The sequence below is a fragment of the Okeania sp. SIO2B3 genome (assembly GCF_010672525.1).
GTDB lineage: Bacteria > Cyanobacteriota > Cyanobacteriia > Cyanobacteriales > Microcoleaceae > Okeania.
In genome coordinates, this window is sequence record NZ_JAAHGH010000008.1 from 420,581 (window position 1) to 442,688 (window position 22,108).

The following is a 22,108-nucleotide window of genomic DNA, read 5'->3' on the forward strand; positions in this document are numbered from 1 at the left end:
CTCCAATTGCTACTGACAACTTAAATTACTAACTTAATTGACTGACCATTAATTAAAGTAGATTCTTTTTCCCAACGTGGTTCATTCTGAATAAAATCTCGGTTGACAACAATTACATCTTGTTCATAACCTGATAAATTATCGGTTTTGACAATACATTCTTTAGGAATAAAGTAATATCAATTTTATGAATGTTTGCTACAAATAGTTAGACTATTTCTTAGGAGTCAACTCACCCCTAACCCCTCCCAGGAGGACCGAGTGGTATGGGAATAGCTTCAATACCAGTTTTGAGCTAGGAAATTCTATTTTTTGTCAAAGGGAGACCTCCTGTAAAATCTTTTTCTCATGCTTATTATTCGAACACATTCTTTTTTCAAAATGGTATAAGGCAACCCTAAATGCCTAATTTTTAAACTCAATTCAGCGATTAAAAAACCTGCAATTTGAGAATGTTGACCTCTAGATTTAGGTATTTGAGTAACTACTCCGTTATGTAATTCATAGTGGTATTCCGACTCTTCTGGATACCAGTTAATAAATTCGTCAAAATCACTAAAATTTGTCCTATAAAGTGCCTGAGTCATTTCAGTTAGTTGACAATTATAAACAAGATATGTATGATTTGGGCGAGGAGTGAGTAAAAACAATGAAAAATATTAATTATTCTGTAGTTATTCCCATCTTCAACGAAGAAGAAATTATCCCTGAACTATGGCGACAGTTATTAGATGTTTTACAGCGACTTGGTGGTAATAGCGAAATAATTTTTATCAATGATGGTAGTGTAGATTCTTCCTTTGAACTGCTAAAAGAAATAAGTCAGAAAAATCCAGAAGTAAAAATTATTAACTTTTCTAGAAACTTCGGTCATCAATGTGCTTTGTCTGCGGGAATAGATCATGCTGATGGAAAAGCAGTTATTTTAATGGATGGAGATTTGCAAGATTCTCCTGAAGCAATTATTAGTTTTTCACGACTTTGGCAACAGGGATATGATGTGGTTTATGCTATTAGAAAAAATCGTCAAGAAAAATTGTTGAAACGATTAGCATTTAAAAGTTTTTATTACATTCAAAGAAAGTTGTCAGGAATTATTACCCCTATGGATGCAGGTATCTTTTCATTAATGGATAGAAAAGTTATCTTAACTCTACGGCAAATGCCAGAACGGAACAAATATTTAAGTGGTTTAAGAGCTTATGCCGGATTTAAACAAATAGGTGTTTATGTAGAGCGTGGTCCTCGATATCGAGGCGAGCCTAAAGTTTCAGTTGCTAAGTTATTTAAACTTGCTTTTGATGGGATATTTTCTTTTTCAACAATTCCCTTGAAAATGGCAACTATTTTAGGGTTAGTATCTGCAATTGTCTCTTTTATTATCGGATTAATTGGTCTTTACGTTAAATTTATTTTAGGGCAAGAATTTTTATCTTGGGCTTATGGTTTAACTACAACATTTTTTATGGGGGGAATACAACTGTTATCTCTAGGAATTATTGGAGAATATATTGGTCGTATTTACGATGAAGTTAGACAGAGACCGTATTATGTTATTAGAGAAAAAATTGGCTTTGAGAAAATTAGTTCAGATGAAAGTTGAAAATTTAAACAGTTGGTTTAACAAGAATTTTTTAGTATCTGGATAACAATTTATATTCAATTTTATTCATATAGCAGAAGAAAGAAGGAAGAAGAAAGAAGGAAGAAGGTAAGTATTCAGCTAGCTCGCATTCAGCTTTTAGCTGTTTCATAAATAATGAATATACACTGCTAAGGTCAAGGTTAGTTGTTTTTTCAATACTTTGAATTCTCCTTAAACTTCTCAATACTAATTCCTGCTATAAAGGCAGTGAATTAATAGCTGATTGCTGATTGCTGACTGCTGAATGCTTACGGAAGAAGGAAGAAGGAAAAGTCTGACAATGACAACAGAAAAAAAATCCCTAATTACCAAAAAAATATTCAAGTATAATTTCCAACTTTTTCATTGTATAAGTATAGTTTTAGTCATACTTCCGGCAGTTGCAATGGGAATATTAATTCTTACCTACAGCGTTAATATGCCTTATTGGGACCAATGGAATCTCATGCCTCAGCTATTCATAAAAATCTCCCAAAATTCCTTATCATGGCAAGACTTAATTGCTCAACATAATGAAAGTAGAAAGCTATTTCCACGACTAATATTTCTCGGACTAGCATATTTAACTAACTGGGATGTGAGATATGAAATGCTAGTAATATTTATGTTAGCTTGTTTAGTTTCTGTTAATATTTATCGCCTCAATAGATTGACCGTAAATACTAATTTATTCACAACTTCGCTCATCGCTTTCTTGGCAAATATCCTCATATTTTCTCCAATTCAATATGATAACTGGTTTTGGGGAATTCAATTAGTAGTTTTCATGCCGATTGCTTGTATTACTACGGCAATTTCAGTTGTCTACTCCCCCTTCAATACTAGATATAAATTTGTAATTTGTATGGTGCTTTGCATCATTAGTACTTTTTCCTATTCTAATGGAATGATAGCTTGGGTAATTGTCTTACCTGTACTCACATTAGTTACTGCAAAATCAACGTCAGATTTACTGAAACAAAAATGGTTATTCTTCAGCTGGATAGCAGTTTTAATCGGCAATATAGTTATCTATTTTTATGATTATCAAAAGCCTGAAGTTAGCCCTAGTCTCATACCAGCATTTCGGAATCCAGAGCAAACTTTACAGTTTTTTTTAGCCTTTTTAGGTTCTCCTCTGGGTTCTGGTTTTGAAATATCTCCTCTTACTTCTTCGACATTTATTGGTGGAGTAGAAATAGGAATATTTTGCTGTTTATTTATTTACCTAATTAAACACTTTAAAGATGATACTCTTGTAGAGAGAACTATTGGTTGGATAATGATTGCTTTCTACACAATAATTAGTGCTTTAATTACTTCCGTTGGTAGAGTTGGCTTTGGGGTAGAAAGTGCTTTATCTTCAAAATATACAACATTTTCTCTTTATTTAATAATCGCTATTATACACTTATTTCCAATAGTTTTTAGCCATATTTATAGTCATAGCAATTCGAGAAAATCGCAAGTATGGTTCTATAAAGTTACAGTAGCGATCGCCATAATTGGATTGATTATTTTACACTATCGATTGTTTACTTATAGCGTGAAAGAAATTAAATCTAGCTATCAATTGCGTATGGAAGGAAAAACTTGTTTGTCATTCATTAATATCATTGAAAATAAATCTTGTGTTGAAGAAAATATTTTAGGAAGTTATGATTATGTTAAAGATTTAGTCAACAAACTTAACTACTTAGGTATGTTAAAACCTAATTTAGTTAGCAGCAATAATATCAAAGCGATCGCTACAGAAAAATCTCCAGATAAAACTTACGGTTCATTAGATGGAATTATACCTTTAAATAGTTGGTACTTTGTCAATGGTTGGGCATTTTTACCAGAGCGTAACGAACCTGCAGATGCAATTATTTTAACCTATAAAAATCAAGCAGATAATTGGATAATTTTTGATGTTTTGATGTCTGCTCAAACTCAAAGAGAAAATTTAGTTCAACTATTTAATAATCCCGCATATCTTAATGCAGGTTGGGAACAAACAATTTCGGGTAAATTGTTACCAAAAGGTCAGTGGAAAATAGCAGCTTGGGCATTTGATACTAAATCAGGTAAAGCTTATAAATTAGATACAAATCACCTGATTACAAAAAATGATTGATTTTATTGCCTGGGTAAAGCAATTACAAACTCTGTACCTGCCCCTAATACTGAATTACAAGTAAGTTTTCCGCCATGTTTTTCTTCTACTATTTGTCGGGAAATTGATAAACCTAAACCCGTACCTTTACCTACTCCTTTAGTCGTAAACAAATGGTCAAAAATTCGCTCTTTGACATCTGATGATATCCCTTTCCCATTGTCACGAATCCGGATTTCAATTGTGTTTTGTTGAGTGAGTGCCGTTTGAATAGTGATAGTTTGAGGCTTGTCTTTCATTCGATCCACTTCCTCAAAAGCATCAATGGCATTAGCCAGGATATTCATAAAGACTTGGTTGAGTTGTCCTGGGAAGCAGTAAATTTCAGGTAATTTCCCATAATCTTGAATCACTTTAATCTCAGGGCGATTTCCATTAGCTTTGAGGCGATATTTCAAAATCAATAGCGTGCTATCAAGATTTTCATGGAGGTTGGCGCTAACTTTGTGTTCTTTGTCACCACGGCAGAAGATACGTAAACTGGTGCTGATATCTTTGATCCGAACGGTTGCACTTTGCATAGAATTCATTAAGTTGGGTAAATCTTCTACTATAAATTCCAAGTCGATATCTTTGGCATTGTCTTGAATAGCATCAACTGGCTCAGGATAGTGCTGTTGATAGAGGGTTAAATGTCCTAGTAAATCTTGCACATAATCTTTGCCGTTGCCTATGCTGCCACTGATGAAACCAAGAGGGTTATTAATTTCGTGGGCAACTCCGGCGATCATGTTCCCTAGAGATGCCAGTTTTTCCCCTTGGATAATTTGAAAATTGAGTTTTTGAAGCTCTATATCTGCTTGATGGCGTTCAATTGCAATGCGCGCAAGATAGGTGGCAACTTCCATCAGTTTGCGGTCGTGGAGGGTAAATTTACCAGGCTTAGGTTGATACATAGCTAGTGTAGCAAGTACCTCACCTTCAGACCCTAAAATCGGGGTAGAAGTACAAGCACCCAAACCATACTTTAATGCAATCTGAAAATTAGCCCAGAGGGGATCGTTGGCGATCTCTTCAACTGTGACAGATGCCTTCCTATAAGCTGCTGTACCACAAGAACCGACCTCAGGACCAATTTTAATGCCATCGACTAAGGTATTGTAAGCTTCTGGTAAACTGGGAGCTGCTAGATGACGCAATCGTCCTTCGCCATCAAGTTGCAAAAAAGAACAATAAGCTGGATGGCGACTTTGGCTTTCAATATGCCATGCAGTCTGCTCCAAAATAGTATTTAAGGGAACTCCCTGGGCAATCAATGCCAAAATCCGCTGTTGTCCATTAGATAGCGCTACCATCTCTGCTAAGTCCTGAGACTTTTGTTGAGCATCTTGGAGCGAACGCTCCAATTCTTGATAAAGAGAAGAGTTCTGTATAGAAATAGCCGCTTGAGTACAGAGGAAATTGAGGACAAGAATGCGGTCGCTTGTAAATGCTCCACAGGTGAATTGATTCTGGAGATACAGCACACCGACAATGGTATCGTGATGCAAAATCGGTAAACACACCAGACTCTGGGGATGGTGTTGAGTGAGATAGGCATCAATAATGGGCAGTTCTGTTGTGAGGTTATCGATCGCCACCACCTCTTGAGTGTTTTTGACGTAGTTAATCAGTTGGATCGGTGCGTTAGGGCTATCTGCTAACGGTTCGGTACATAATTCGATGGTGTCAAGAGTTGCAATTGTGCTCACCTGCCAGTTGCCATTGTCATCAGGTAAGACAATAACACAGCGGTCGCCTCCAGATGTTTGCAGGAGAATCCGGGTCAACTGCCGTAGTAACTCATCCAGTTGAATGATATCTGAAATTGCTTGGGAAGATTTCAACACCGAAGCAAAATCAAGGGCAGCATTAATATTTGTGCCTGAAGTGTAACTGGCAGTCCCAGTGGAATGAACTGATATTCTGGCAGGAGCAATATTTGACAAGGTCTCCAACCAATTATTAGATGAAACTGTAGACTGGAGAATGGGTTGAAGCAACTGAGGATAGCGTTTTTCTAAGTCATCAGTTTTAGCTTTTGCTCCCCACTTAGCATAGCAGTAGTAAGCTTCTTGCATATAGCCAGCAGCAACTTTTTCTTTACCCCAGTCAAGGTAAAATTTGGCTGCGAGTTCGTTGGCGAGGGCTTCTTCTTGTATGTATTCGTTTGCTTTAGCTCCAGCTATGGCGCGATCGTATAGTTCTATTGCTTCTAGTTTTTCCCCTAAAACACGATGATATTCGGCTTGAACAAGGTCGTATTTATGCTGATAGGTAAATGGTGCGTCATTCATCCAACATTCCAGTTGTTTTTGATTGCAATTGACGCGTTCGAGCGAGAGCTGTTGTTTTTCGGAGGTAGACAGCGATTCACAAGCTAATAACGCTAAAGAAAAGTAAAATAAATAAGCTGGATAATAGATAAAACCATTAGAACCCGTTTGAACTTTTTCGGCACTGATAGCATTGTCAACTGCCAGTTCATAACAGCCAAATAAATAGTTAAGATAAGTTTTAATAAATAGAAGAGGAAAAAGTGAAATATGATCGTTTGTTTCCTGCAAAACAGGTATTTTCAATGTCTCGTCAAAGAAATTGCCGATGAGAGAACATATATCTACAGATTGGCTTAATAAATTTGAGACAAGCTGCACCCAAGGACTTGTAAAATTCAAAGAAAATTCTTGTTGATTGTAACGAATTAATCCTAAATACTTTTTCTGTTCTTGTAGGGATAAATCTAACTCTTGACCAAGAAAAAACTGTAAAATACAATAGTCTTGTGCTGCATAACAAGCATACTCTATATCACCTACTTCAATACCACTTTGAACGGCTTCAACTAATTCTTTCATATTCTTGAGAGGTTCTTTTCGGTGACGAACAAATACATTGAATTGCTGATAAACTTTACATTTAATCTCTTTGGCATTAAACTTTTCCAATAAGTGAATTGCCAATTTCCCAAAGCGATATCCAGTTTCAATTTCTCCTAAAGAACTGCACAGCATCCAAGCGTGAAAGCCATAAGCATAAGCCGCTAGTTTAGAATTACCGAAGCGAATACAAATATTGACCATTTTAAAAGCAATCGGAACTAACAAATCTGGAGATGCAATAACAGCTGCAGAAACGGTGGCAATCAGAATCCGTAAAGCAGCGATTTGATTTGGTTCTGTTATCTCTGGTAAATCTCCCAAGGCTTCAATATTAGCAATCTCTGGAATCATGCCGTCGAGTTCTATCTTGAGGAGCTTTAACGCATAAATCCCTAAATCTACAGCTTGCTTTCTTTCGTTTTTAGCGATATAATATTGAATTTGCAATTCGTGAATTCTTAATCTATCTAAAAGAGAATTTGCTTGTTTTAATGCTAGATCGGCTAAGGCTTTAGAATTCTCAAAGTGTGTACTTATATATTCCGATTCAATAACCTCCAGATATAGAGATAGCATCAGATCGTACTTTCGTTCCCAGCCATCTTCTAGAAGTTTTATTCCTAAGTTCAAATAATCAATTGCAGCCAAATATGCCGTTGAAGATTTTGCTTTGCGACCAGCCATGAGATTCAAACGAGCTAATTCATCTTTTTCCTGGCGATCGCTGATCAAAAAACGCCCCATATTTAATTGATTTGTCACATCAAAAGTTCTTTCCTCGATCTCTAATACTGATAGATTTCTTAATAGCAGGCGACCTATCTTGAGGTGTGTTTCTGGTTTGAGATTCCCATCAATCAGAGAATAAGCCGCCTGTTGAACGCGGTCATGTAAAAATTTGTAGCTAACCCATACATTCTCAGACTGCTCTTGCTCCTGATAGTTAATCTCTTGGAAAAATTTATAACTGTCGCTGACTGGCAATACAAGTCCCTCCTTCAAGGCTCCCCATATTGTTGTAGCTGCTGCCATAGAAGATTGCTCGCATATTATTGCCAATGTATTCAAATCGAACTGATTACCAATACAAGCGGCTAACTTCAAAATCGACTGAGTTTTTTCTGGTAACTTGTGCAGACGAGTTGCCATAAACTCCACCACATCATCTGTCAGAGTCAACTCCCGCACTCGCGTCATGTCGCATTGCCAGTAACCCACATCAAAATTAAAACTAATCCAACCATCCTCGTATAATCCCTTGAGAAACTGAGTAGCAAAAAACGGATTTCCTTTAGTTTTTTGAGCCACCAATTCAGTCAAAGGCAAAGCTATTTCTAGCTGACAACAGAGAGTATCTGCTACCAAGCAATTGAGATCTGCTGTGCTTAAAGGACTCAGAGTTATACTATTGATAGTAACGCCTGATTTTTCAATTTCATCTAAAGTGAGCATCAATGGGTGAGCCGCAAATACCTCATTGTCCCGATAAGCTCCCAACAAGAGCAAATAACCAGTTTCTCCACCCTCCATCAATAGTTGCATCAATTTCAGCGATGCCGTATCTGCCCACTGCAAGTCATCAATAAAGATAACTAAAGGATGACTAGGGAGCGCGAACACCAGAAGAAATTTTTGAAACAACATATTAAAGCGATTTTGGGCTGCACTTCCCGACAACTCAGGAACGGTTGGTTGTTCGCCAATAATCTTCTCTAACTCTGGAATAACGTCGATAATAACTTGCCCATTCTCCCCTAGAGCATTGAGTATTTTAGCTTTCCACTGCTCTAGTTGTGCATCACTTTCACTCAAAAGTTGCTTCATCAAGTCTCGGAAAGCTTGCACAAAAGCACTAAAAGGAATATTGCGCTGAAACTGGTCAAATTTTCCTTTGATAAAATACCCGCGCTGCCTGACAATAGGTTTGTGAACTTCATTCACCACTGCAGTTTTCCCAATCCCAGAAAATCCCGCCACTAGCATCATTTCTACCCTTCCTTCTCCCCCCTTACTAAGGGGGGTAGGGGGGGATTGTTCTCCCTTACTAAGAGGAGTATGGGGGGGATTGGCGACACGCTCAAAAGTATCAAGTAAAGTTTGAACTTCTTTTTCCCTGCCATACAGTTTTTCAGGAATCAGGAAGCGATCGCTTAGATCCCGCTCTCCTAACTTAAAAGTCTCAATTTTTCCCTCCTTTTCCCATTGAAACAAACATTTTTCTAGGTCATATTTTAAACCCAAAGCATTCTGATAGCGGTTTTCGGCATTTTTTGCCATCAATTTGTGAATAATATTAGCTAAGGGAGTCGGGATTTGGGAATCAATCATTTGAGGAGTTTTCGTCAAATGACAATGTATTAATTCCATGGGGTCAGTGGTATCAAATGGTAATTTTCCGTTGACCATCTCAAAAAAAGTGACACCTAGTGAATAAAAGTCGCTGCGATAGTCTATTGCTCTATTCATTCGTCCAGTTTGTTCTGGGGAAATATAAGCCAGAGTTCCTTCTAATACATTGGGATTTTGAATTTCAGTAGTTTCAAAAGGTAGCACTGAAGCAATACTAAAATCGATTAATTTTACTTGTTGAGTCTGGGGATGAATTAATATATTTGCTGGTTTAAGATCTTGATGAATAACTCGATTTTGATATAGTTTGTGTAATATATCTGCTAATTGAATGGCTATTTTTAAACAAGTTGTTAAGTCTAATGATTCATATTTGTCTAGAGATATGGCCCCATTGTCTTCCATGACTAAAGCATAACCATTGCCATAGTTTTCTAAACTTAAGGATTTGACTACTCCTGGTAAGTTGAGGTTTTTGGTAATAGTATATTGGTTGCGGAAGTGTAACAGTTCGTTAAAAGTAGGATATTCGTTGCGCATAAATTTGAGCACGACTGTTTGAGAGTCTGTTGCTCGAATGCCTCGATAAACTAAGGTACGAGTTCCTTCGTATAGCTTTTGTTTGATTTGATATCCTGGTAGTTTGACGGTCATTGCTCTAGAGTTAATGATGATAATAATTCTTTTATATAATAGCTTGAGATTACTCTGAGGCTGTGTTATCAATACCGACTGATCAAGTCAGAGGCAAGAAAATACTGAAGTTTACTTTCTCTTGCTCGGTTGGATACGAGATTTCCTCACACTCCCCATCTCCCCATCTCCCCATCTCCCCATCTCCCCATCTCCCCATCTCCCCACACTCCCAATGCTTCCTTTACCATTACTATGCACCACCACCCGAATTTTTTTGGATAGAAATAGACATCTGTTCATTAATTGATAATTGATAATGGATAATTGATAATTACCTCGGGTTTTAACCGTTACGGAATTGAATATCAGGAAATATTATTTCTTCTCTTGGTCGATGGTCAGACAGCGAGGAGACCCGCTCTTATCAGAGCCGCTCCGAATTGCGCCATCCCACCCTACGGGAAGCTCCGAAGAGATAACTCCGTTCCGCTGACGCGAAACGCGTCAGCGTTGCGTTACGCCAGTTTTGCGAAGCAAAAGCAAACGACCGCTTTTTTCCCCTTAAAAGGAGAGGCTTCAAGGCGCGAATTATTTAATTATTAATTATTAATTATTCGGTAAAAATCAAAAATCAAATCAATTATTATCCATAAATTATCAATTATTTCTTTCTGTTGCCTGTTGCCAGATGAGCTGATTGTGGGATTGGGATGACTCAAGCATCCAGAACCTGGATTGATTTTGGCCACTCGTGTCGGCCAACACACTGACCAGTTGATTACAGAATTAATTGCCAACGCCAGGAAGGGAAAACCAACTGACTGAACGTCGGCGTTATCCAGTCCGCAAGCTGCCACGGTCGTTCGCGCTAGCGTTGCGGAGCAAACTGACCGCCTGAGCTAGATTTAAACTAGCATTCAAATCTCGATCGCAATTAAAACCACAATGTTCGCAATTGAAAACACGCTCTGATAAAAACAGAGACTCTTTAACAGTTCCACACCTACTGCAAGTTTTAGAACTAGGAAACCATCTATCAACGATGATTAACTTAGCAACCTAATAACTCACACTTGTACTCTAACTGCCTACGAAACTCATAAAAACCCATATCAGCAATAGCTGCCGCTAGCTTGTGATTTGCCATCATCCCTGATACATTAAGGTCTTCACCCACCCCTCTTGCTCCCCTCCCAGGAGGGGATGGGGGTGGGTTGTGGTTAAGAGCCAAATAGGTTGTTAGTTTATGCAATGTATCTTTCCTGATATTAGCTATTCTATTATGCAACGTCGCTATTTTTAGCTGCGCTTTTTTCCAGTTATTGGAGAACTTAGTTTTATGTCTGTTTAGGTATTGTAATCGTGATAGTTTGGATTCTAAATTTTTGTAAGGTTTAGCACCATCGAATACTTCCCCTGTTGAGAGTGTTGCTAAAGTTTTTACTCCTAAATCAACACCAACTACATCTACAGACTTTTCCGTAATTTGAGGTATGGCTTCTATCTTGAAACTAACAAACCATTTATCTGCTGTTTTGCTAATAGTTACAGACGACAGAATAACATTGCTTGGCAGTATTTCATAGGTTTTAATCCATCCAATTCGAGGTAGTTTGATACGATTAAAGCCTACTGTGATTGAACCGTCTAGAGTAAAACTATTATCCCTGGCTTTTTTCTTGAATTTAGGTTGAGCTGACACTTTGTTAAAGCAACGTTTCCAAGCAACAGATAAATATCTCAAAGCATATTGAAGAGCGCACTTAGATACTTCATAATACCAGCAGTTTTTTGGTTTAACCATTGCTACCAAAAGCTTATGTAAGTCAATGGCAGTAGGAAACTTAAGTTTGCTGTCTGGATTATGGTGGTTATGATTCAATATATTTCGTGTTAACCATAATCCCCAATTCCAAGCGTGACGGGCTACACCTGCGTGTTTAGCCAGTAATGTTTTTTGCTGTTTATTTGGGTGCAGTTCAGTATGATGTCCTAGTAACATAAAACAGATCATCCCAGATTTTTATAGATAATACCAGATTTTAGCCAACAGTTACAAACCCTACGACTCCTGACTCCTCCATCATTTATTTATAAGTATTTAACCGGACATGATATAAGTCCCAATAGGACTTACCTTTATCTGTCAATGCATTGACAGATAAAGGTAAGTACCTTTATCGGTAGAAAAAATTGCCAGCTTTTCGGTCTAAACAGCTCAAAAAGTTAGTATTTTGGGTAGACAAGGGTAGAAAAATCTAAGGACAAATATATCCGACTACCTCCTAATTAGGGTTTGCTGATTAATCCTAAAACCATTGATAGGTAAAGGCTTGAGCCTTATTTAATTCCCAAGGGGCGCGCTGGTTTTAGTCTAAAACCCTCATGCATGTTAGCATAAAAGGCAAACCTTCGGACAGAAAAATTGAGGAACAATTCTTATCTCCTGTCTCCTGTCTTCTAACCCTACCAAAAAGCTTTATTCAGCAAACTCTAATTAATTCCCATTTCTCCTGAGTTCTGAGTTCTAAGTTGTGACTCCTACCCTTACCAAAAAATTTTTTCAGCAAACCCTAAATATTATTACCATTACAGCAACACCTAAATACTATCTTGGTTCTGATGTAATTTTCAGAATTTTTGAAACAAAATTACAAAATTAACTTGTCTTTTGCCTTGCTGCAAACATTCTTTCAAAGCTCATCGCAGCAACACCAAAAATCACCAATAACATTCCCAAAATTTGTTTGAATAATAAAACTTCTCCAATAACCGAAAGAGCAAATAAAGCAGTTAAAGCCGGACCAGAAGTACCAATTATAGATGCTCTTGCAGCTCCAGCAAATCTAATAGCAAAACTATTTAATACGTAGCTAGAAAGTGTTAAAATCCCCAGAATAATACCGCCAACAATTAAACTAGACCACACATTCACACTAGGGTCTATATTAATATTAACCGACCATTCTGTAGGTAAAGGCATCATCAAACCTAAAGCAGAAAATACAAAAATTCCGGCAAAGTTCACTAAACTAAAAGGAATGGGATGAAGTTTTCCTGCTGACATTTGTGTGAGAACAACATACCCAGAAAAAGTAATTCCAGCACCCACAGCAGCCAAAATTCCTTGTTGATAATTACCCTCTCCACTAGGAAGAACTAAAAACCCTCCTATAACAATCAGAACCATAGCAAAAATTCTTACCATAGAAGGGCGATCGCCAAATAATCCCCAAGATACTAAAACAGTAATAATTGGATAAATAAAGAAAATTGTAATAGCAATAGCAGTAGGTATATTACCTATAGAAATATATATCAATACCTGAGATAAAAACAAAAAGAAAGCACTACCAATCACCTTCCACCATAAAGAAAAATCTTTTGATTTGATCAACCGCTCAATATCGCTCCAAACTGCAGGATAGAGAAATGTTGCAATTATGGGCATCAATAACATAACTACAATTAGTCGTAGTAATAAAATTAATAAAGAATTACCCACATTAGGAGCGATCGATCCTTCTACCGGAAATAAGCCTAAAATTGTACTGGGTTGTGGAGGCGTATTGAGGATAACTTTAATAAAAACATTAAATAAAGATAACAATGCTGCTGAAAGTAAAGCTAAAATCAAACCTACCTGAACTTGAGAAGCAGATTTTTTAGGTTTGGCAGTAGACTCAGTTTTGGACTTAGGCGATACTTCTGGGGACTCCACAGGAGGTGTAGTCAACATTGATTTTCCTAAAGAAGCAGTATTTACTGAGTTCTTAGACTCAGATCGAGAAGTTTGATAACTTCCAGATGAAACTACACTATTATTTTCCAGTTGTGCCTGAAGACGACTGACCAAAGCTTCTAGAATGACCTCTCCTTGCTGTTCCATACTACGCATACTATTTAACTGTACAGAAAGGTCACTTTGATAACTATCCAACTCCTGTTTTAATGCCTCAAATGTTCCACTCAGAACACTAGATAAAGAATCTCCAAATTCATTAGCAGTCCCATAATAGTTATTTGAAGGATTAGTCATTGGTAACTCTCCCCCAGGAATGCCAGCTTGTTGTAGTCCCGGATCTACACTCTCCGTTAAATCTCTAATTTTTTGGCCTAACTGTTTTTGTAAGTTATTGGCCAAAACCTGGGCTAATTGTTTAAGCCATAATTGTTGCTGGGCTATTTGTCGCTGAGATAGAGATTCGAGCTGTTGAGATTGTAACTGTTCATATTGCTTTCGTAATTTACTTACATCCTCACTAAGCTGTTCTTTCTCAATTCTCAATCTGTCTATATCTTGGCTTAACTGATTTGCCAGATTTTGACGAAAGCTATCCAAGTCTTGAATCACTAATTTCAGGACTTCTTCTGGTGATTTGGGAGTTTCAGCTCCATAATTTGGGGGTTGATTATTCATTTTCCCTATAGCTCTTTTAACTGATACCGCGAAAAGTCCCACTCCATAAGGTACGTTGGGATTGGGGGGGAATGAATAAATATTGGGAATATTTTTCCACCTTTGTCTCCTATTGCCTCTATCCCATGGACGACTCCATGGCTCAAATCAAGATACCAAATGGGTTCTATAAAATTTGGGACATATTACCTCCACAATATCTACACATTAATATTAAGATGATTAAGCTTTAATGGGGAAAGTTTATTTTTTAACGGAGATAATTTTCCTATTGGTTGTGCATTGTAATTATTTTTGTCACGAGACACCGCAGTGGGAAAATCTTGCTCCCGTACCAAGAATTATCTACCATTACGCCAGCGGGGCTAGCTTTTTCTTTACTCACAGGACTTACACAAAAAATAAAATTATACACCATTTGTACGGGTTAACGGCGGTTAACCCCTACTGTGTGTGGTGGTTATGTGTAAGTCCTGATTCAAACCCACATTCGGAACTTCAAGAGCGTATGATTAAAAGTAGTATATAAATCTGTAGCTTGGTAGATATTTATACTATGCAAATCATCTAAATTACTTTTTTCGTTCATCAAATTCCGAGTAAAAAATTTACGCATAAATACTTGCTTGATTAATTACTCAATCACGGCAGCTATGATTTTCTTCTAAAATTCTGTCTCCTGTCTCCCCCTTCTGGGAGGGGGAGGGGCGAGGGGTGGGTTGTCTCCTGACTCCTGATTCGGTTGCTACATTTTGTGGTGCGGAATGTGGGCTCAAATACTGAATAAGATGTCCAAAGCATAATCATCAAACTAGCAAAAGTAATATTCAACTGGCAATGGGCAGTCTTTGATAATTAGGGCTTGCTGATTAACTATCAAACCATTGACATTTAAAGGCTAAAGCATTTTTTTTCAAAAAAAGTGCCGACTTTTCCGTCTAAAAAGCTGATTCATTTTAGCATTTTGGGCAGACAAGCACAGAAAAATTAAGGGACAAATATATCCGACTACTTCCTCTATAATTTCTATTTCTCCTGACTCCTGACTCCTACCCTCACTCATCAGACTTTCTCAGCAAACCCTAATTATTTTTGCTGCTTGCGTTGCTCATAATCATTGATATATAATTATAGATTGTGAGTTTTAAAGAGTATTATGACAGCCCAAGAAATTATTCGCTCAATTGAAGCTGAGGAAATAGAAAACCTCAAACAAGGCTCGAAAAAGAAATTGCCTCAAATTTATGTAGGTGACACTGTCAGAGTCGGAGTCAAAATTATAGAAGGAGGAAAAGAAAGGGTCCAGCCCTATGAAGGTACTGTAATCTCCATGCAGAATGGAGGTATAAATAAAACTATTACAGTTCGCCGTGTTTTCCAAGGTGTAGGGGTAGAAAGGGTATTTTTGCTTCATTCTCCTAGGATTGCTAATATAAAATTAGTCCGTCGAGGTAAAGTCCGTAGAGCTAAACTCTACTACTTGAGAGATCGTGTTGGTAAGGCCACTCGTGTGAAGCAAAGATTCGATCGGCCTTTATAGTCTCCAAGATGGTTTAAGAAATTATTTGGAACTTGATGAAAAGTTATGTTATAGTAGATTAAGTAGAGGTCATTAAGATTTAATCTAAGACCTCAACTATGCGCTCTTAGTTCAGTTGGTAGAACGCAGGTCTCCAAAACCTGATGTCGGGGGTTCGAGTCCTCCAGGGCGCGCTTAATACTTACAATCCAAACAAACAATAATATTTTTGTTTTGTATAGGGAATTATTGCTGAGGCAAAGCTTTCCTAATTATTGCTATGCACTATGCAAATGTTACTCCTGTGTCTGACATCAAAATTATCCTGAAATTGCAGACAATATTTGTGCGACAATAGTAAAAATTACTGAAAATCCAGTTTATCAAGTAAAAAATCCCAAAAATTAAGTAAATAAATTTAAAATCCAACTAAATGTTGCGAGGGGTCTGCCGTTATCATCTCCGATTTAACGAGAGGGGAGGGCGCGACCTGCAAAAAAACTCATCTGTACAGTAAAGTAACTTCAATTATGCTATAATTAATATCATCAGGAGTAGCGTTAATACGCGCCTGACTTCAGAATCTAGATAACTCAAACCCTGGGGGTCAACTGGTGAAGTCCTAGTAATTTCCGTGAAAAGGTAAAATCTTGAAGGTAGCTAGGTGAGTACAGAACTGGACAGTACAAAACGGCGGTGGGTCTCATCGTTGCAGCCTGCGCAGGTGAAGAGGAAGCTGAACTTTTGTTCGCGCAGCGTTGCGTCAGCAAAGCAGGAAGCCCTTTTCCGTGAGGGAGGGAAGCCCTCGTTATAGCGCTAGCTTAACTAGGGAGAACGTCACAACTTAGGGAGATAATTTATAGTGGCCAAAAAAGAGGAAGTTAGAGTACAAGAAAACAAGGAAAGTTTCCAGCTTCTAGCTTTTTTCAAAGAAACAAAAGAAGAACTAGATAAAGTAGTATGGCCAAGTAGAGAGCAGCTCATCAGTGAGTCTGTTGCTGTATTGTTAATGGTTATTCTCTCGGCAACAATCATTTATCTAGTAGATGAGTTCTTTAGTTGGGCAGCTGGGGTGGTGTTTGGATGACATTATATCCAGAAGAAACACAAGATACAACGCAATCAAACCAAGAAGAAGAAAACTCCAGAGAGTTTTTCAAAAAAGGAGAATTACGGTGGTATGCAGTACAAGTTGCCTCTGGTTGCGAAAAACGAGTTAAGGCTAATTTAACCCAGCGTATTCAAACTCTTGATGTTGCAGATAAAATATTTAAAATAGAAATACCTCATACACCCGCAATTAAGCTTCGTAAAGATGGCAGTCGCCAACATAGTGATGAAAAAGTTTTTCCTGGCTATGTATTGGTACAAATGAGGCTAAATTGGATAGAGGAACAAAAAAAATGGACAATTGATGACGAAGCATGGCAGGTTGTCAAAAGTACCCCACATGTGATTAACTTTGTAGGGGCTGAACAAAAGCGTCGCTACGGAAGGGGTCGTGGTCATGTTAAACCTTTACCACTAAGTCCTTCAGAAGTAGAAAGGGTCTTTAAACGAGCTCAAGAGCAAGAGCCAATGCTCAAAGTAACAGTGGCAGAAGGAGATCATATTACAGTACTCTCAGGGCCATTCAAAGACTTTGAGGGTGATGTAATTGAGGTAAGTCCAGAAAGAAGTAAATTGAAAGCGCTATTATCCATTTTTGGACGAGATACGCCAGTAGAACTAGAGTTTAATCAGGTAGAAAAGCATAAATAATGGCAAAAAAAGTCGTGGCGCTGATCAAGTTGGCTATTACGGCGGGAAAGGCTAACCCTTCTCCGCCTATAGGTCCTGCTTTAGGTCAGCATGGTGTGAATATTATGGCGTTTTGTAAAGAGTATAACGCCAAAACTGCAGACCAAGCTGGTACAGTAGTTCCAGTAGAAATCTCGGTTTATGAAGACCGTAGTTTTACTTTTGTTCTGAAAACTCCTCCTGCTGCAGTCTTAATTAAAAAAGCAGCAGGTGTAGAACGTGGTTCAAGTGAACCAAATCGTACAAAGGTAGGCTCAATTACACAAGCTCAATTGCAAGAAATAGCCCAAACAAAAATGCCGGACCTCAATGCCAATGACATTGAAGCTGCGATGAAAATTGTAGCAGGCACAGCTAGAAATATGGGTATTACTATTGCGGATTGATTTGATTAATTAATCCAGTCCCAAAATATCTGCATTCTCAAGTAGAAAGAGAAGCAAAAGTAAATTGATATTTAGGGGGAGAAGCAGAGCTTCGTTAAATACCCCAGGAGAATAAAATGCCAAAAAAAGTCTCTCGTAGATTACAAGAATTAAGAAAAAAAGTAGAAGAGCGACCTTATGAACCTCAAGAGGCGCTTCAACTTTTAAAAGAAACAGCTACAGCAAAATTTTCAGAAGCAGCAGAAGCTCATATTCGCTTAGGGATCGATCCTAAGTATACAGATCAACAGCTACGAACTACAGTAGCCTTACCTAAAGGAACTGGTCAAACAATCCGAATTGCAGTCATTGCCAAAGGTGAAAAAGTTAACGAAGCTCTGGCCGCAGGAGCGGACTTAGCTGGCTCAGAGGAGCTAATTGAAGAAATTAGCAAAGGGATGATGGATTTTGATACGTTAATCGCTACACCTGATGTGATGCCTCAAGTAGCTAAACTAGGACGTTTACTAGGACCGAGAGGTTTGATGCCATCCCCTAAAGGCGGTACTGTAACTGTCGATCTGGCACAAGCTATTGACGAATTTAAGGCAGGTAAGTTAGAATTTAGAGCTGACAGGACAGGTATAGTTCATGTTATGTTTGGTAAAGCTTCTTTTTCTGCAGAAGATTTACTGATCAATTTAAAGGCTTTACAAGATTGTATTGACCGCAACCGTCCTTCTGGCGCAAAAGGTCGCTATTGGCGTAGTATATTTGTATCAGCAACAATGGGACCATCAATTCAAATTGAAGTTAGCGCCCTGCGGGATCTAAAATTAGAAGCAGAAGCTTAGTCTAAAATTAAAGAAGCAGTCAGCGGTCAGCGTTTCCTGCAGAATGTTGCGCAAACAGCTTTCAGCAGATTTTTTTGAGATGGCTTTGTTTGCGGAGCATTCCAGAAGGGAAAGTAGATTTTAACTCCTCCCAGGGCTATCGGTAGATTGGAAACAGGCTATTTTTACCAAAAGCAAAAGCTGCTAAAAGCTGATAGCTAATTAAATAAAATTCAAGCTAAAATAATCAAAATCAAAGAGCTGAAGACAGCAGGTGCTAATAGCTTAATTTCCTGCCGAGGTTCAAGAATTAATTATTCAAAAACAAATATAAGGGATTTTTGTAAAAATCTCTACTAAATTATTTGTTTTGGATTCATAATTCTTTGCCCTGGCAGATAGTATAGTCCGCCAGGGTTTTTGGTTTGTCAAGGAGCTGATAAATATGGGCAAAACGAAAGAACAAAAACAAGAGATGTTGGCAGACATCAAGCAAAATTTGAGTGAAAGTCAGCTTGCACTTGTAATTGATTATCACGGACTATCCGTGGCAGAAATTACAGACCTGCGTAGACGACTACTGCCTACTGGTAGCTCTTGCACTGTAGCTAAAAATACTCTGATAGGAATAGCAGTTAAAGAAGATGCCAACTGGCAACCTATGGAACAGTTGTTGGCTGGGTCTAATGCTTTCCTATTCCTGAAAGATGATATTGGCGGTGCTATCAAAGCGTACCAAGAATTCCAAAAAGCCACCAAAAAGACAGAATTTAAGGGTGGTGTCATGGAAGGGCGACTGCTGGACCAAGACCAGGTTAAAGCGATCGCCGATCTACCTTCCAAGGAAGAGTTACTTGCTAAAGTGGCTGGTGCTCTCAACAGTATAGCTACTAAGTTGGCTGTTGGTCTCAATGCTGTACCTACTCAGCTTGCCACTGGTATTAATGAGGTTCCAGCTTCTGTAAACAGAGCTATTAAAGCAATCTCAGAAAAAGAACAACAAGGCGATGGTGCCTAAGACAAACAAGATGAATTTTTGACAATATCCTATCAGTTTTATTATGAGAATAATTCCAGTAATTTAACTATATTAAAGGTAATAACAAAGTCAAAGTTCTAGCAAAAAAATAACTGCAAACTCACAAAAAATAGGAGATTACTAATGTCTGCAAAAACCGACGAAATTCTAGAACAACTTAAGTCTCTTTCTTTGCTCGAAGCATCTGAATTAGTTTCACAAATAGAGGAAGCTTTTGGTGTTAGTGCTGCTGCTCCTGCTGGTGGCATGATGATGCCTATGGGTATGCCTGGTGTTGGAGGACCTGCTGCTCCCGCAGAAGAAGCTGAAGAGCAGACAGAATTTGATGCAATTCTTGAAGAGTTTCCTTCAGATAAGAAAATTGCTATTCTTAAAGTTGTTCGTGCCCTGACAGGTTTGGGTCTGAAAGAAGCAAAAGAGTTGGTAGAATCTGCACCTAAGCCAATTAAAGAAGGTATTCCTAAGGAAGCTGCTGAAGATATTAAGAAGCAATTAGAAGAAGCAGGAGCTAAGGTGACAGTTAAATAGTTATAGGTTATGGCAAAATATATAAATGTAGATAGCAAAAGATAAAATCTTACTTAGTTCTGAGTTGAATAATTTTGTCATGCTTGGTTTATATATTTTGCTTGTTATAACTATCACTAATGAAGCAAAAAATTAGATAAATTTATCTCTGAAATTGAGAGAAGATTTTGAGGAAAGTTTTAACAGTCTGTAGTTAGATGCAGGCTGTTTTATTTTTAACTTTGCTAGACTTGAAGAAAGGATAAATAGGGAAAAGTTTTTTTAGGTTTGTCTTTTTCTTTTGGGTTTATAAAATTGTCACTATAGTTAGGACCTCGGGTCATTTCAGTTATCAGTTGTAATTAGCTAAATCGTCGAGAAGCCTCACACCATAATCTTCGATTTGGTGTGAGATGAATTGGCGGTAAATTAATGGGAGGAGATGTCCCATTAATTTACAAATATTATCCCCAAGTTTTGGTCTTGAAAAAAACTTGTGTTATTATGTTTGATAACCTGGGAAATTTGCCGTTGAGTAAATCAATCAATGATGCGATTTGGGGGTCAATTCCTGTCTATTCTTGCTGTCAAAGCCGTTAGCGCAGCTCCTCTGAAAGAGGCAAATGCTGGACAGAAAACAATAGCTGTGAATCCTAATGGTACAAGTCAAGATTGCTCAAATTGTGGACAAAGAGTTCAGAAAAAATTATCAGAGAGAATTCATTCCTGTCCCCATTGTGGCATTGTGATGTGTCGCGATCAAGATGCAGCCAGGAATGTAAAACACAGGGCGGTGGGGCATCCCGTTCTTAAAGCACGCGCTTGTCCGACGGAATACCGGGACTGTGAAACGAGAGAGCTTACACTATACCGTCAGGTTAGTGTGGGAGTATGTCACGTCATTTTGGCATCCTCCCAAGCCTAAAGGCGCGGGGATTCCTACTAAGCCATAGCTCCTCGGCGGGTTGACGTTTCACAGGGTGCTGCTTCCTTGGCGGTAGTCTAACGCTTCCCTCCACGTCCGCGCACGAGTTTCCGCAATTCGTNTTGATTTGAGGATAACAAAAGCTTCGATAACGTCCAATTCCATTAAACCTTGGTTTTCCTAATCTAGTTCCATTTTTGTCTGCCTTAAACCATCTATCAAAGGCAAGTTTTACCCGTTTTATGCAGTATTGACAAAAAATCATTTAAAGAAAAAGCGCAATTTAAAGTAGTGGACTGACACGCCTAAAATGGTGCATCGGGTAGGGGCGGGTTCTGCGGATAGGGGCGGGTTCCGCGTTAAGTTAATGGTGTCACCCACGACTGAGTAAACCCGCCCCTTATTAAAAATTATAAATCAGAAATAAAAAATCTATTCATTACTATTGTGACATACGCAATAGTAAACTCAAACCTCTATGAATTCTGAACTTGGAGTTACTTGCGCTCCCATCAAACTACTCTGAGCAGTCAGTCAACAAAAATCACTCTATTTATTATAAATCAGAAATAAAAAATCTATTCATTACTATTTTGATATACGCAACAGTAGAACATTGCACTATCACAACAGCCACTCGACATCTTTCTGGCAAGAATATCCACTTTGCACTACATAAGTAATACAAAAAACATGGAGCGATCGCCCAGAGAAAAAGCTATTAAAAAAAGTTTTAGGAGTCTTCTTATATAACTTTTGACTTTTAAATTTTGATTTAATTAGAATGGATAGAAAAACAGTAGTGGACTGTTTCATCTTAAAATATTGCAATAGCAAATTTTTAAGAGATAACTTCCTCTAGTTACAATTAGTTACATAGAATATTCAGTCAAAAGTTACTATGAGTTATTTTATGATTAATACTTTAACTACTAATAAATAAAATTCTTTCAAGTTGAGATAATTGATGAGTTAATTCCACCTTGAATATACACTCTCTCTAAATCTAATATTCTCCTCAACTCCATCAGACATGATCTTACCTAAAAGATATACAGTATGATCAAACATG

General features: G+C 37.8%; 19 protein-coding genes, 1 tRNA gene and 1 other annotated feature. Of the genes, 12 read left to right on the plus strand and 8 right to left on the minus strand.

Annotation, left to right across the window (positions count from 1 at the left end; genetic code table 11):
• Positions 1-305: 305 nt before the first annotated feature.
• Positions 306-587, minus strand: a complete 282-nt coding sequence (locus F6K15_RS10960; RefSeq protein ID WP_293060662.1) for a Uma2 family endonuclease — start codon at positions 585-587, stop codon at positions 306-308.
• 62 nt (positions 588-649) lie between these two features.
• Here F6K15_RS10960 and F6K15_RS10965 point away from each other — a divergent pair, with 62 nt between their 5' ends.
• Positions 650-1,603 (plus strand): glycosyltransferase family 2 protein, encoded by a 954-nt coding sequence (locus tag F6K15_RS10965; RefSeq protein ID WP_293060663.1) that lies wholly within the window; start codon positions 650-652, stop codon positions 1,601-1,603.
• A 286-nt stretch (positions 1,604-1,889) separates the two neighbouring features.
• Positions 1,890-3,743, plus strand: coding sequence for a hypothetical protein (locus tag F6K15_RS10970; RefSeq protein ID WP_293060664.1), 1,854 nt, complete (start codon positions 1,890-1,892; stop codon positions 3,741-3,743).
• Positions 3,744-3,745: 2 nt separating this feature from the next.
• On the opposite strand, the gene F6K15_RS10975 is transcribed toward F6K15_RS10970, so the two are convergent.
• From F6K15_RS10975 to F6K15_RS10995, 5 genes are all read right to left on the minus strand, one after another.
• The gene (locus F6K15_RS10975) at positions 3,746-9,646 is read right to left on the minus strand and encodes an AAA family ATPase (protein WP_293060666.1); all 5,901 of its coding nucleotides are present in this window, start codon (positions 9,644-9,646) and stop codon (positions 3,746-3,748) included.
• Between the two features lie 111 nt (positions 9,647-9,757).
• Entirely contained in the window at positions 9,758-9,928 is a 171-nt protein-coding gene (locus F6K15_RS10980; protein ID WP_293060668.1) for a hypothetical protein, read from the minus strand.
• 299 nt (positions 9,929-10,227) lie between these two features.
• Positions 10,228-10,485: a hypothetical protein gene (locus F6K15_RS10985; protein ID WP_293060670.1), complete on the minus strand. Its 258-nt coding sequence runs from the start codon at positions 10,483-10,485 to the stop codon at positions 10,228-10,230.
• Positions 10,463-10,675, minus strand: coding sequence for a zinc ribbon domain-containing protein (locus F6K15_RS10990; RefSeq protein ID WP_363267757.1), 213 nt, complete (start codon positions 10,673-10,675; stop codon positions 10,463-10,465). Before F6K15_RS10990 ends, F6K15_RS10985 begins: the two co-directional genes overlap by 23 nt.
• Positions 10,676-10,679: 4 nt before the next feature.
• On the minus strand, positions 10,680-11,630 hold the full coding sequence (locus F6K15_RS10995) for an RNA-guided endonuclease TnpB family protein (protein WP_293060671.1): 951 nt from the start codon (positions 11,628-11,630) through the stop codon (positions 10,680-10,682).
• A gap of 532 nt (positions 11,631-12,162) precedes the next feature.
• Here F6K15_RS10995 and F6K15_RS11000 point away from each other — a divergent pair.
• Positions 12,163-12,291, plus strand: a complete 129-nt coding sequence (locus tag F6K15_RS11000) for a hypothetical protein (protein WP_293060672.1) — start codon at positions 12,163-12,165, stop codon at positions 12,289-12,291.
• Here the strand turns inward: F6K15_RS11000 and F6K15_RS11005 are convergent.
• On the minus strand, positions 12,288-14,048 hold the full coding sequence (locus tag F6K15_RS11005; protein ID WP_293060674.1) for an EamA family transporter: 1,761 nt from the start codon (positions 14,046-14,048) through the stop codon (positions 12,288-12,290). The genes F6K15_RS11000 and F6K15_RS11005 overlap by 4 nt on opposite strands.
• Before the next feature lie 1,156 nt (positions 14,049-15,204).
• Here F6K15_RS11005 and rplS point away from each other — a divergent pair.
• From rplS to F6K15_RS11050, 9 genes are all read left to right on the plus strand, one after another.
• A complete protein-coding gene (gene rplS, locus F6K15_RS11010) occupies positions 15,205-15,588 on the plus strand; it encodes a 50S ribosomal protein L19 (RefSeq protein ID WP_293060676.1) in 384 nt (127 codons plus the stop codon).
• 100 nt (positions 15,589-15,688) lie between these two features.
• A tRNA-Trp gene (locus tag F6K15_RS11015) sits at positions 15,689-15,761 on the plus strand.
• Positions 15,762-16,429: 668 nt separating this feature from the next.
• Positions 16,430-16,654, plus strand: a complete 225-nt coding sequence (gene secE / locus F6K15_RS11020; RefSeq protein WP_124146810.1) for a preprotein translocase subunit SecE — start codon at positions 16,430-16,432, stop codon at positions 16,652-16,654.
• Positions 16,651-17,328 (plus strand): transcription termination/antitermination protein NusG, encoded by a 678-nt coding sequence (nusG, locus tag F6K15_RS11025; RefSeq protein ID WP_293060679.1) that lies wholly within the window; start codon positions 16,651-16,653, stop codon positions 17,326-17,328. The genes secE and nusG overlap by 4 nt, the downstream gene beginning before the upstream one ends.
• Positions 17,328-17,753 carry a 50S ribosomal protein L11 gene (rplK, locus tag F6K15_RS11030; RefSeq protein ID WP_293060681.1) on the plus strand — a complete coding sequence of 142 codons (426 nt, stop codon included), beginning with the start codon at positions 17,328-17,330 and terminating at the stop codon, positions 17,751-17,753. Before nusG ends, rplK begins: the two co-directional genes overlap by 1 nt.
• A 116-nt stretch (positions 17,754-17,869) precedes the next feature.
• Positions 17,870-18,586 (plus strand): 50S ribosomal protein L1, encoded by a 717-nt coding sequence (rplA, locus tag F6K15_RS11035; RefSeq protein ID WP_293060682.1) that lies wholly within the window; start codon positions 17,870-17,872, stop codon positions 18,584-18,586.
• 222 nt (positions 18,587-18,808) lie between these two features.
• Positions 18,809-18,997, plus strand: a sequence feature (ribosomal protein L10 leader region).
• 13 nt (positions 18,998-19,010) lie between these two features.
• Positions 19,011-19,583 carry a 50S ribosomal protein L10 gene (gene rplJ, locus F6K15_RS11040; RefSeq protein ID WP_293060684.1) on the plus strand — a complete coding sequence of 191 codons (573 nt, stop codon included), beginning with the start codon at positions 19,011-19,013 and terminating at the stop codon, positions 19,581-19,583.
• Between the two features lie 144 nt (positions 19,584-19,727).
• Positions 19,728-20,132 (plus strand): 50S ribosomal protein L7/L12, encoded by a 405-nt coding sequence (gene rplL, locus F6K15_RS11045; protein WP_293060686.1) that lies wholly within the window; start codon positions 19,728-19,730, stop codon positions 20,130-20,132.
• Between the two features lie 526 nt (positions 20,133-20,658).
• Positions 20,659-21,036, plus strand: a complete 378-nt coding sequence (locus F6K15_RS11050) for a zinc ribbon domain-containing protein (RefSeq protein WP_293060688.1) — start codon at positions 20,659-20,661, stop codon at positions 21,034-21,036.
• 624 nt (positions 21,037-21,660) lie between these two features.
• Here the strand turns inward: F6K15_RS11050 and F6K15_RS11060 are convergent.
• Entirely contained in the window at positions 21,661-21,852 is a 192-nt protein-coding gene (locus F6K15_RS11060; RefSeq protein ID WP_293060690.1) for a hypothetical protein, read from the minus strand.
• Positions 21,853-22,108 lie beyond the last annotated feature (256 nt).